The sequence below is a fragment of the Roseburia sp. AF42-8 genome, from assembly GCF_003435965.1.
Taxonomy (GTDB): Bacteria; Bacillota; Clostridia; order Lachnospirales; family Lachnospiraceae; genus Roseburia_C; species Roseburia_C amylophila.
The window spans coordinates 1-12,891 of record NZ_QTVB01000016.1 but is presented as its reverse complement, the minus strand read 5'-3'; the positions used below and the strand labels follow the sequence as shown (position 1 = coordinate 12,891).

At 41.5% G+C, this 12,891-nt stretch carries 8 protein-coding genes and 1 pseudogene; all 9 read right to left on the bottom strand.

The window, feature by feature from the left end:
* Positions 1-127: 127 nt before the first annotated feature.
* The 9 genes and pseudogenes from DW059_RS08405 to gltB all read right to left on the bottom strand — a co-directional run bounded on the left by DW059_RS08405 (position 128) and on the right by gltB (position 12,687).
* Positions 128-844, bottom strand: a complete 717-nt coding sequence (locus DW059_RS08405) for a zinc ribbon domain-containing protein (RefSeq protein WP_117698475.1) — start codon at positions 842-844, stop codon at positions 128-130.
* A gap of 11 nt (positions 845-855) precedes the next feature.
* Positions 856-2,031: a hypothetical protein gene (locus tag DW059_RS08400; protein WP_117698474.1), complete on the bottom strand. Its 1,176-nt coding sequence runs from the start codon at positions 2,029-2,031 to the stop codon at positions 856-858.
* Positions 2,028-2,279: a zinc-ribbon domain-containing protein gene (locus tag DW059_RS08395; protein WP_158552087.1), complete on the bottom strand. Its 252-nt coding sequence runs from the start codon at positions 2,277-2,279 to the stop codon at positions 2,028-2,030. The genes DW059_RS08400 and DW059_RS08395 overlap by 4 nt, the downstream gene beginning before the upstream one ends.
* A gap of 131 nt (positions 2,280-2,410) precedes the next feature.
* A complete protein-coding gene (locus tag DW059_RS08390; protein ID WP_117698472.1) occupies positions 2,411-3,274 on the bottom strand; it encodes a DegV family protein in 864 nt (287 codons plus the stop codon).
* A gap of 190 nt (positions 3,275-3,464) precedes the next feature.
* A complete protein-coding gene (groL, locus tag DW059_RS08385) occupies positions 3,465-5,087 on the bottom strand; it encodes a chaperonin GroEL (protein ID WP_022242509.1) in 1,623 nt (540 codons plus the stop codon).
* A gap of 67 nt (positions 5,088-5,154) precedes the next feature.
* Positions 5,155-5,439 (bottom strand): co-chaperone GroES, encoded by a 285-nt coding sequence (groES, locus tag DW059_RS08380; protein ID WP_022242508.1) that lies wholly within the window; start codon positions 5,437-5,439, stop codon positions 5,155-5,157.
* A 232-nt stretch (positions 5,440-5,671) separates the two neighbouring features.
* Entirely contained in the window at positions 5,672-6,460 is a 789-nt protein-coding gene (locus DW059_RS08375) for a Cof-type HAD-IIB family hydrolase (protein WP_117698471.1), read from the bottom strand.
* 166 nt (positions 6,461-6,626) lie between these two features.
* The gene (locus tag DW059_RS08370; RefSeq protein WP_117698470.1) at positions 6,627-8,120 is read right to left on the bottom strand and encodes a glutamate synthase subunit beta; all 1,494 of its coding nucleotides are present in this window, start codon (positions 8,118-8,120) and stop codon (positions 6,627-6,629) included.
* A 14-nt stretch (positions 8,121-8,134) separates the two neighbouring features.
* Positions 8,135-12,687: pseudogene (gltB, locus tag DW059_RS08365) on the bottom strand (glutamate synthase large subunit).
* Positions 12,688-12,891 lie beyond the last annotated feature (204 nt).

The following is a 12,891-nucleotide window of genomic DNA, read 5'->3' as shown; positions in this document are numbered from 1 at the left end:
GCTGCAGCACGCAGAAAAGAAGCCCCATCCTCTGAATCATCAGACGATGGGGCTTCTACTTATTTACGCGAGTAGCTCGCAAAGCGTGTTTCTCGTAGTTTACTTATTACTTATTTCATATTCCAGTTTATGCAACCGGATTTCCGCACTTGGTACAAAACTTATTTCCAGCTACAAGCGGAGCACCACATTTACTGCATACCGGCTGTACTGGCTGCTGTGGCGGCATTGGCTGTCCCTGGAACTGTCCCTGCTGCTGTGGCGGCATTGGCTGTCCCTGGAACTGTCCCTGCTGTGGTGGCACATTTCCATACATATTCTGCTGTGGCATTCCCTGATATCCGTTCATCATTTTCTGTCTGATTAATGGTTTCTCAGCTTGAAGTACGTTGATAATAATCAACAGATCCAACACTACAATTGCCAGAATAAACAATATATTAAATATAAATCCGGCTGTAACTTTCGCTGTACAGTAATTATCTGTTGCTTCCTTATTTACTCCGACGCAAAGTGCAATCCAGAAAATAAAGTCAACAACTGCACAGCTTCCGGATGCGATTGCAGCAATTTTGTCTTTTAATACGCTCTTTAAGCACCAGAGAGCCAGCATAGCGATTGGAAGCAACAGCATTATAATGCAGATTACTTTTGGATCTGTTACACTTTCACCCTCTATCTTAATACCTGTCATAGCTTTAAAAGCGCTGATTTTAATATTTCCATATCCTGCACAGGATACCATAAATGATGGCACAAAGAAAAATACCATTAATAAAATAGATAACAGACGAATGATATTTTTCACATGAATGTGCTTTGTAAAATCATTTCCAGAATTCATTTCCTTCTCCTTTAGTTTCCAAACTGAGTTAAATTATCAGTTACTTCGTAAGTATAATCAACCTTCTGAGTTACAACCAGATCATTAAACATCTGTGCCCCATCTGTATAACCATCAACATTATACCATCCGTCATCATACTCTAAATCAGTATATCCTTCGATATCACCGTATGTATTGAAACTCTGGCTTCCATCAGATAATGCCATTATATTTGTATATTTTACCGGGAAGTATACAACAGTTGGCTCAAATGCACTTTCTGCACTGGTTACAGTTGTCGAAAATACCAGATAAAGGACGTTCGTATCACCCCATGTATCACTGTTTTTTGCAACCAGATAATAAGAACCTTCATAACTGAATCCGGAATTTCCAATATAGGAATTGTTATTTGCAAAATATGCATCTAACGCATCTGTTGCTTCATTTTTCATGGAATCCAGATTGTCTGCTGAAATATCTGCAGCAGATGTTACATAAGAATCTACTCCGGATACAGTATATTCTTTTGATGTCTGTGTGAATTTGTAACCATTTGCCAATGCATTCTCTTCTGATTCATCAACTGTTAAAGTTACGGTATCTCCGACATCAAGACTGTCATAATCTTCAAAATTGAACCACAGATAACGTAAGTAATCATCATCTGAATTATTGGTCCAGTCTGGATATACATAAGGTGGTGTTCCTGAGAAGGTTACCTCGATATCTTCAAACGGATCAACTTCTTTTACTTCTTCCAGTCCTTCTACTGTAAATTCCTGTTCTTTGGAAAGAATTTTAACTCCTGCTTTTTTCTCATAATCTTCATTCCATGAAGCAGTAACGGTTACCACATCACCATTTGACAGGTCTGAATCCGGTTTCACATCAAAAGTAATACTGTCAATCAAATCCCAATTACTACTTCCCATCAAATCTGTGAGGTCACTCCAGTCAAGGTCATCAAGAGATTTTACATTTTTAAGTTTCTTTCCCTGTGCCTTGATAACAGCTTCACTGAATCCGGTCTCGTCAAAATCAACATATGCTGTTCCCGCTGTTTCATATCCGTTATACTCTACAGAAATATAATCGTTGATATTTACTTTCTTTTTCTGATTCTTCACTACCACAAGTGCAACAATTGCAACTACTACAACTGCAATGACTGCAATAAGCAATGCCCATAACTGTTTCGTCATCTTAAATGGTTTCTTAGGCGGGCGTGCCTGCTGTGGCTGTCCCTGGAACTGTCCCTGCTGCGGCTGACTCTGGAACTGTCCTTGCTGCGGCTGTTCCTGTACCGGTGTTTCTGTTCTGCCGGCTGTTCCTGTACCGGTGCTTCCTGCTCTGCCGGCTGTTCCATCTCCCCTTTTAATTTCTGGCCACAATTTGGGCAAAAATCTGCATCATCACCCACTTGTGTGCCACAATTACCACAAAATGCCATTTTCATTTTCCTCCTTCGTTTTACCATGATATGTTACTTGCTTTTATACATTAACAAGTTAAACTATTTCAATTCTACACAATATTTTGTGGTTGGTCAATCAATTTTACCAAGAATTTACACTTTAAATCCTATAATTTTCTTGCACAGGCAAGTGCTAATGCTCCCGGTCCGATATGGCAGGATACATTTAAAGAAAGCGGATCCATCATAATGTCTGTAATCCCAAATTCTGCTTCCACTTCTTTGCGGAATTCCATCGCTGCACTTATATCTCCAGTGTATGCAATACAAAGCTGCATCTCATCCTGACACTCCTTAAAGCGGGATGCATAGTCATCTTTTACTGCTTTTATCATAATGCTTTTTGCCTGCTTTACCGTTCTGGCTTTTGCAAAAGCATCCAGCTTTTCACCCTGAATCTGTAATACCGGTTTTAATTTCAACAATGTTCCCAGTGCTGCTGCTGCCGGTGTAATTCTTCCACCTTTTTTCAGATAGTAAAGGGTATCTACCATGATATAAATGCTGGACTGGAATTTTGCATCCTCTAAAATATCTTTAATCTCTTTTCCGCTCTTGCCACTCTCTGCCAGCCTGATTGCATCAAATACGGACTGTTTCTGTGTTACAGAAATTCTCTGATTGTTTACTACAAAAACCCTGCCCTCATACTCTTCATCTGAAGATAATGCTGTTGCTGTCTCACAGGAACTGCTCAATCCACTGGATAAAGGAATGTATACTATTTCATCATATTCTTTTAAAAGCTCATCCCAACGGTCTGTAAGGTCTCCTACTGCCGGCATGGATGTTGAAATCTCTGCTCCATCTGTCAGATGCTCATAAAATGTATCCTGTGTCAGATTGATATCCTCAAACAGTGTTTCACCATTTATAAAAAAAGGCATTGGTAATACGCTAATCCCTAACTGCTGCGCTTCTGCCTGACGAATTCCACTGGAACTGTCTGTAAGAATAACTACCTTTCCCATTTTTCTTCCTCCTTGCTGTTCAGACTTCATGTTACACAATGAAATAATTGTAACATATTTTGCAAATCAAAACAACTGCCCCCAAAAAACTAACATCAGGAAAAAAACTGCATAGTAAAACTCCTGACTGCATTATCCGCAGCCAGGAGCTCTCTATCCTTACTTTTCAGTAATATATTTTATTTTCTTATTACATCATTCCCATACCTGGGTTTCCTGCCGGCATTGCAGGAGCATCTTCTTTGATATTTGCTACAACAGATTCCGTTGTAAGTAATGTAGATGCTACAGATGTTGCATTCTGCAAAGCACTTCTTGTAACCTTAACCGGGTCAAGGATACCAGCTTCTACCATATCTACATATTCTTCTGTTGCTGCATTAAATCCGATACCAGGAGCGGACTCTTTTACTTTATTAATAATAACTGCACCTTCAAGACCTGCATTTGCGGAAATGTAATACAATGGAGCCTCCAATGCTTTTAAGATAACCTTTGCACCGGTCTTCTCATCACCTTCCAATGTCTCAGCAAGCTTTGCAACCTCTTTGGATGCATGGATGTATGCAGAACCGCCACCTGCGATGATTCCTTCTTCGACTGCTGCTCTTGTTGCATTCAAAGCATCTTCCATACGAAGTTTTGCTTCTTTCATTTCTGTCTCTGTTGCAGCACCAACACGGATAACTGCTACGCCGCCTGCCAGTTTTGCAAGTCTTTCCTGTAATTTTTCTTTATCAAATTCAGATGTTGTCTCTTCAAGCTGTGCACGAATCTGGCCGATTCTTGCCTGGATTTCTTCTTTATTTCCTTCACCATCAACGATAACGGTGTTCTCTTTCTTAACCTTAACAGATTTTGCACGGCCAAGCTGTGCCATAGTAGCATCTTTTAATTCCAGACCAACTTCTTCTGAAATTACCTGACCACCGGTAAGGATAGCGATATCTTTTAACATTTCTTTTCTTCTGTCGCCATATCCTGGAGCTTTTACTGCTACAACGTTAAATGTTCCACGCAGTTTATTTACAATCAATGTAGTTAAAGCTTCACCCTCGATATCTTCAGCAATGATAAGAAGTCTGGAACCGGACTGAACAATCTGTTCTAACAGTGGAAGGATTTCCTGAATGTTGCTGATTTTCTTATCGGTAATTAAGATGTACGGCTCATCTAAAACTGCTTCCATCTTATCCATATCTGTGCACATATATGCGGAAATGTATCCACGGTCAAACTGCATACCTTCTACCAGGTCAAGCTCTGTCTGCATGGTCTTGCTCTCTTCAATGGTAATAACACCATCATTGGAAACTTTTTCCATTGCATCTGCTACCATGTTGCCAACGCTTTCATCACCTGCGGAAATAGATGCAACTTTTGCAATCTGGTCTTTTCCGGTTACTTTAGAAGACATTGCTGCGATTGTTTCAACTGCTTTTTCAGTTGCTTTCTTCATACCACGTCTTAAAACGATTGGGTTTGCACCAGCCTCTAAGTTCTTCATTCCTTCCTGAATCATTGCCTGTGCAAGAACGGTTGCTGTTGTAGTACCATCACCAGCAACGTCATTGGTCTTGGTTGCTACTTCTTTTACAAGCTGTGCGCCCATATTTTCGAATGCATCTTCCAATTCGATTTCTTTTGCAATGGTAACACCATCATTTGTGATTAATGGAGCGCCATATGATTTATCCAGTACAACGTTTCTTCCTTTGGGTCCGATTGTTACTCTGACTGTATTTGCCAGTTTATCAACTCCAGCCTCTAATGCTGTTCTGGCTTCTGTTCCATATTTGATTTCCTTTGCCATAATTTCTTACCTCTTTCTTCTATTTTCCTATTTTATTATTTGTTTTATTTACCAATTATCAATTCGATTATTCTACTACTGCAAGAATATCATTCTGCTTTACGATGATATATTCTTCGCCATCCAGTTTTACTTCTGTTCCGGCATATTTAGAATAAATAACCTTCTGTCCTTCTTTTACCTGCATGGTAACTTCTTTGCCATCTACCACTCCGCCAGGACCAACTGCGATTACTTCTGCTTCCTGTGGTTTCTCCTGTGCAGCACTTGCTAAGATAATTCCGGATTTGGTTTTTTCCTCTGCTTTTAACTGTTTTAATACAACTCTGTCTGATAATGGTACTAATTTCATGATTCATTGCCTCCTTGATTCGGTCTCTTTGTTTTCTTTCTTTTTTATTAGCACTCATTCAAACCGAGTGCTAACTGATAGTCATATAATAGTTTCTGCGTCTCTTTTTCGCAAGCCTGACCATTTTTTATTTTTCTCTTGTTTCCTTATATTTACTCTTAATATCTCGTTTTTTCTCTCGTTTTCTCACTTTCTGTAATTTGTAACGATTTAATACTTTTTTTAGATTTGTTTATGAAATCAGTCCAAAATGCTCCAATCCCTTATAAATGCCGTCTTCGTGCAATGGTGCTGTGATATAATCCGCTGCTTCTTTTGCTGCTTTGGTACCATTTCCCATGGCAATTCCATGCTGCACATGCTTTAACATTTCCACATCATTGATACTGTCTCCAAATGCATAGGTATCTTCTTTCTCAATACCAAGAAGCTCACAGGTTTTTTCGATGCCGGACGCTTTGGAAAATCCTTTTGGAACAAACTCTGCACATGCCGCATCATGCACCAGCGGTGTGAAATTCTCTTCCAGATGGGAAAGTACCTTAAGATAAGTATCATCCGGTGTGGAGCAGGAAAACTTACTGATTTCCATAATTGCTTCATTTCCCGTTACCGGCAGCAAATCCTCTCCCAATGTCTCTTTTAGTTTCAAGCCATAAGGGTCTTCTTCAAATTCTTCCAGATCCATATACAAATTCCGGCTTCCCTCATATACCGTAGGAATTCCATACTCTTTTAATATATGTATGGTATCCTCTATCAATTCCTGTTCTAATTTTTTATAAAAAAGTGTTTTTCCATCCATCTCTATCCAGGTACCGCAGCCTGCCACAATTCCGTCGAATCCCAGTGTCAGCAATCTTTCATCCTGAATAAATGCTCTGGTTCTTCCGCTGCAGAGAAATGCCAGATGTCCATTTTCCCGCAGCTTCCGGATTGCTTCCTTTGTGCTCTCCGGTATCACAAAATGCTCGTCCCACAATGTTCCATCAATATCAAAAAATACTGCTTTCCTGCTCATTCTCTTTATGTCCTTTCGCTGTTTTCTTCTCGCTCTTTTTGTCACAAGGGTTATTTTATGCCCCAAAAGCAGAATGTGTCAACCACGAAAAAGCCGCCTGCCACAGCTCACCCTCCGGTGCACCATAGTCAGACGACTTTCTTCTATCATTATATTGTAATTTTCATTACTGTACGGAAAGATAAGAATATCCCATCAGACTTTCGTCTACTTCACGGGCTGCTTCTCTTCCTTCACGGATTGCCCATACAACCAGGGACTGTCCACGATGCATATCTCCTGCTGTAAAGACATTTTCCACATTGGTCTTGTAATGACCGGCTTCTGTTGCCACATTGGTTCTGGCATTTAAGTCTACGCCGAATGCTTTGGCAATGTAATCTTCTGTTCCAAGGAAGCCTGCTGCAATCAGAACCAGATCACAATCTAACTTGCTTTCGGAGCCCGGTACTTCCACCATCTGCATCCGTCCGGTCTTTTCATCCTTTTTGCCCTCTAATTTTACGGTTTTTAATCCGCAGAGCTTACCGTTCTTGTCTTTTAAGAACTCTTTTACGGTTGTCTGGTAAATACGAGGGTCGGAACCGAACATGGCAATTGCTTCTTCCTGACCGTAGTCTGTCTTGCAGACTCTTGGCCACTCCGGCCATGGGTTGTTCTCTGCACGCTCATCCGGTGCTTTTGGCATCATTTCAAGCTGGATGACACTGGCTGCGCCGTGACGGATAGAAGTTCCGACACAGTCATTTCCGGTATCTCCACCACCGATGATAACTACTTTCTTTCCCTTGGCAGAAATATATTTGTTATCTTTAAGCTCGGAATCTAAAAGGCTCTTGGTAGTTGCCTTTAAGAAATCTACTGCAAAGTAAATGCCTTCTGCATCTCTGCCCGGAGCTTTGATGTCTCTTGGATTCTTTGCTCCACAGGCTAAGATGACACGGTCATATTCTTTTAAGAGTTTTGCCGGCTTGATGTCTTTTCCAACATTGGTATTGGTAATAAACTCGACACCCTCTTCTTTCATTATATTAATCTTACGGTCAATAACCCATTTTTCCAGCTTCATATTCGGGATTCCATACATCAAAAGTCCACCGACACGGTCATCTCTTTCAAATACGGTAACGGAATGTCCTCTTTTATTCAACTGGTCTGCTGCTGCAAGTCCGGCAGGACCGGAACCGATGATTGCAACCTTCTTTCCGGTACGGACTCTTGGAGGTTTTGCTGCAGCATATCCTTTTTCATAGGCATTTTCAATGATTCCATGCTCATTTGCCTTACAGGTTACCGGGTCTTCCCAGTGTCCACAGGTACAGGCTGCTTCACAAAGTGCCGGACATACTCTTGAGGTAAATTCCGGGAAGTTGTTGGTCTTGGTCAGACGGTTATATGCCTGCTCCCAGTTGTTGGTATACAAAAGGTCATTCCACTCCGGTACCAGATTATGCAGCGGACATCCGCTGGTCATTCCCATGATATTCATACCAGCCTGGCAGAACGGCACGCCGCAGTTCATACAACGTGCTGCCTGTACTCTTTGTTTCTCTTTTGAGAGAGGGGTATGGAACTCGTTAAAGTTCTTGATACGCTCCTTTGGTGCAACCGCTGCTGCATTCTCTCTGTCATATTCCATAAATCCTGTTGGTTTTCCCATTTTGCGTCCCCTCCTTAATTTCTTGTATTCGCATAAAATGCTTCAATCTGTGCCTGTTCGGAAGACAATCCTTTTTCTTCCATCTGAACAATTGCCATTAACATACGGTTATAATCGTATGGAATTACTTTCTTGAACTTCGGCAGATACTCACTGAAGTTATCTAAGATTTCTTTTCCCTTTTCAGAATTGGTCAAAGCTACGTGTTCTTTAATCATATCTTTTAATTCCATAACATCATATTTGTTTCCGACTTCTTCTGAGAATACCATTTCCTTATTGATTCTGGTATAAAGGTCGTTGTCCTCATCTAATACATAAGCGATACCACCACTCATTCCGGCTGCAAAGTTTTTACCAGTCTTACCAAGGATAACCACACGGCCACCGGTCATGTATTCACATCCATGGTCACCGACACCTTCTACTACTGCAGAAGCTCCGGAATTTCGTACGCAGAAACGTTCTCCTGCCACACCACTGATAAATGCTTTACCACTGGTTGCACCGTAAAGTGCTACGTTACCGATGATAATATTTTCATCCTTCTTATATTTCACACCTGCCGGAGCGTAGACAACCAGTTTTCCACCAGAAAGTCCTTTTCCGAAGTAATCGTTGGAATCTCCTACCAGCTCTAAGGTAAGTCCCTTTGGAATGAATGCGCCAAAGCTCTGTCCGCCGGCACCGGTACATTTTACGATAAAGGTATCTTCCTCTAAAGTATCGTCATATTTCTTTGTAATCTCGGAACCAAAGATGGTACCAAAGGAACGGTCTGTATTGCTTACTTCTACATCAATGCTTCTCTTCTGTTTCTTATCCAGTGCAGAAGAAAGCTGTTTTAACAGTACAGTTTCGTCCTTGGTCTTCTCCAGTTCGAAATCGTATACATGTTTTGGATCAAATGTAACTTTCTCCTTTGGTCCTGCAAACGGGTTATTCAAAATCTTGGAAAGGTCGATTTCTTTTTCCCGGTCTGTCAAATCCTCTCTTACCCGGAGAAGGTCACTTCTTCCTACCATTTCATCAATGGTACGGCAGCCTAACTTCGCCATGATTTCTCTTAATTCTTCTGCAATAAACCGCATGAAGTTTTCTACATATTCCGGTTTTCCCGCGAAACGTTTCCGAAGCTCCGGATTCTGTGTTGCGATTCCGGCAGGGCAGGTATCCAGATTACATACACGCATCATCACGCATCCCATGGTTACCAGCGGTGCAGTTGCAAATCCGTACTCTTCTGCTCCAAGCAATGCAGCAATTGCTACATCACGGCCGCTCATCAGCTTACCATCTGTCTCGATTCTTACCTTATTACGAAGTCCGTTCATAATCAGAGTCTGGTGTGTCTCTGCAAGTCCAAGTTCCCAAGGAAGTCCTGCATTATGGATAGAACTGCTTGGTGCTGCACCGGTACCACCGTCATATCCGGAAATCAATACTACCTGCGCTCCTGCTTTGGCAACACCGGCTGCGACTGTACCCACACCTGCTTCTGATACCAGTTTTACGGAAATTCTTGCATCACGGTTGGCATTCTTCAAATCGTAAATCAACTGCTCCAAATCCTCGATGGAGTAGATATCATGATGAGGTGGCGGCGAAATCAAGGATACACCCGGTGTGGAAAGTCTTGTCTTTGCAATCCAAGGATATACTTTCTTGCCCGGAAGGTGTCCACCTTCACCAGGTTTTGCACCCTGTGCCATCTTAATCTGAATCTCTTCTGCACTGACTAAGTAACGGCTGGTTACACCAAACCGGCCGGACGCTACCTGCTTGATTGCAGAACATCTGTCTAAGCTTGTATGTTTACTTGCGATACGGTCCGGATCTTCTCCACCCTCACCGGTATTGGATTTACCATGTAAATGGTTCATGCAATTGCCAGTGTTTCATGGGCTTCCTTGGAAATAGAACCATAGGACATCGCACCTGTTTTAAATCTTGTTACAATAGAATCTACGCTTTCTACTTCTTCAATTGGAACACCTTTTTTCGGGAAATTGAAATCCATCAGTCCACGAATATTTGCATCACGCTCTTCGCTGTTCACAAGATCTGTGTACTGTTTGAAAAGGTTGTAATCTCCACGTTTGGTTGATTCCTGCAGAAGATGGATGGTTGCCGGATTGTAAAGATGGCTGTCTGCGCCACTTCTCATCTTGTGACGTCCCTTGCTGTCTAAAGTAAGGTCTGTCTCTAATCCCAATGGATCATAGGCTGCAGAATGCAGAGTATCTACATCTTTTGCAATGTCTTCCAGTGTAATTCCACCGATACGGCTTACGGTATTTGTGAAATATTTATCAATTACTGCGGAGTCAATACCAATTGCCTCAAAAATCTTAGAACCCTGATAAGACTGAATGGTTGAAATACCCATTTTGGAAGCAATTTTTACGATACCACTGATAATTGCCTGATTGTAATCATGGATTGCTGCATAGTAATCCTTGTCTAACATATGCTCGTCTACTAACTGCTTTACGGTATCCTGTGCCAGATATGGGTTGATTGCACAGGCACCATAACCAAGCAATGTTGCAAAATGATGTACTTCTCTTGGTTCACCGGATTCCAGAATCATGGCAACTGCAGTTCTCTTCTTGGTCTTTACCAGATGCTGCTGCAGTCCGGATACTGCCAGAAGGGATGGGATTGCCACATGGTTCTCATCAATGCCACGGTCGGAAAGAATCAGGATATTTGCACCGTCACGGTATGCACGGTCTGCTTCTACAAACAGATGATCCAATGCTTTTTCCAGGCTTGTATTCTTATAATATGTAGTAGGAAGAACCACAACCTTGAATCCTTCTACTTTCATATTTTTAATTTTCATCAAATCTGTGTTGGTAAGAATCGGGTTATCTACCTTTAATACCTGACAGTTAATCGCCTTTTCTTCCAGCAGGTTACCATCTTCTCCGATATATACGGTAGTGGATGTAACCACTTTCTCACGAATGGAATCAATTGGCGGGTTTGTTACCTGTGCAAATAACTGTTTGAAATAATTAAACAGTGGCTGATGGTCTCCTGCCAGTGCTGCCAGCGGAGTATCAATACCCATTGCAGAAGTTCCTTCTCCTCCGTTTAATGCCATCGGAAGGATTGCTTCACGCAGTGATTCGTAAGTATAACCGAATGCTTTCTGCATTCTCTGACGCTCTTCTTTGGTATATTCCGGAACACGCTGATTTGGAATCTTTAAATCCTCCAGTTTAATCAGGTTACGGTCAAGCCATTCACCATAAGGCTGTTTGCTTGCGTAATACTCTTTTAATTCATCATCATTGATGACTCTTCCCTGGATGGTATCTACTAAGAGCATTTTACCCGGACGAAGTCTTTCTTTTACAACAATCTTGGTCGGATCAATATCAAGCACTCCAACCTCGGAAGAAAGAATCAGCTGGTCATCATCGGTAATATAATATCTGGAAGGTCTTAATCCATTACGGTCAAGAACGGCTCCCATGACATCTCCATCTGAGAAAAGAATGGAGGCTGGTCCATCCCACGGCTCCATCATGGTTGCATAGTACTGATAGAAGTCTTTCTTCTTCTGGGACATGGTATTGTTATTTGCCCATGGCTCCGGAATCATAATCATAACTGCCAGTGGTAAATCCATTCCACTCATTACTAAGAACTCTAAGGTATTATCTAACATTGCTGAGTCAGAACCTTCGGAATTAATAACCGGAAGGACTTTCTGCAGTTCCCCTTTCAGTTCTTCGGACTCCATGGTCTCTTCACGGGCAAGCATCTTATCTGCATTACCTTTGATGGTATTAATCTCTCCGTTATGTACGATGAAACGGTTCGGATGTGCTCTCTCCCAGCTTGGATTGGTGTTGGTTGAGAATCTGGAGTGTACGGTTGCGATTGCAGATTCATAATCTTTATCCTGAAGGTCTGCAAAGAACTGACGCAGCTGGTCTACTAAAAACATTCCCTTATATACGATGGTTCGGCTGGAAAGGGATACTACATAAGTGTCATCATTGGACTGCTCGAATACCCGTCTTGCCACATACAGCCGGCGGTCAAAATCAAGTCCCCTGGCTACTTCAGCTGGACGTCTTACAAATCCCTGCATGATATATGGCATACAGTCTACTGCTTTCTGTCCCAGTTTATCCGGGTCAGTCGGAACTTTTCTCCATCCTAAGAATTTCATTCCTTCCTTTTCCACGATAACCTCAAACATTTTCTTTGCCTGATTCCGTTTCAGCTCATCCTGTGGGAAGAAAAACATTCCGACACCGTAATCTCTTTCTCCACCAAGTTCAATTCCTGATTCCTTTGCTACCTTGGAGAAAAATTTGTGTGATACCTGAAGCAGAATACCAACACCGTCACCGGTTTTTCCTTCTGCATCCTTACCAGCTCTGTGCTTTAAGTTCTCTACAATCTTTAAAGCATTCTCTACTGTAGCATGGGATTTGATACCTTTGATGTTTACCACAGCTCCGATACCGCAGTTATCATGTTCAAAATTCGGATTATACATACCCTGTGCTACTGCTGTACTTTCATTCCACTGTTCTGTCATAATCGTTCCCTTTCTGCTTTCTCTTTATTTTCTGTCTTACTTTGTTACCTGCACTCTGCTGCTTTAAAGTGCTTTTATTTTCTGAACTAAGTTTACACCCGGCATAATATACTTTGCAATAGTTTTTTTCTTGCTATTGTCTGATTATTAGACAATTCATTTTATATTCTTTTATTGTATTTATATTTATCATTTTTTGCATAT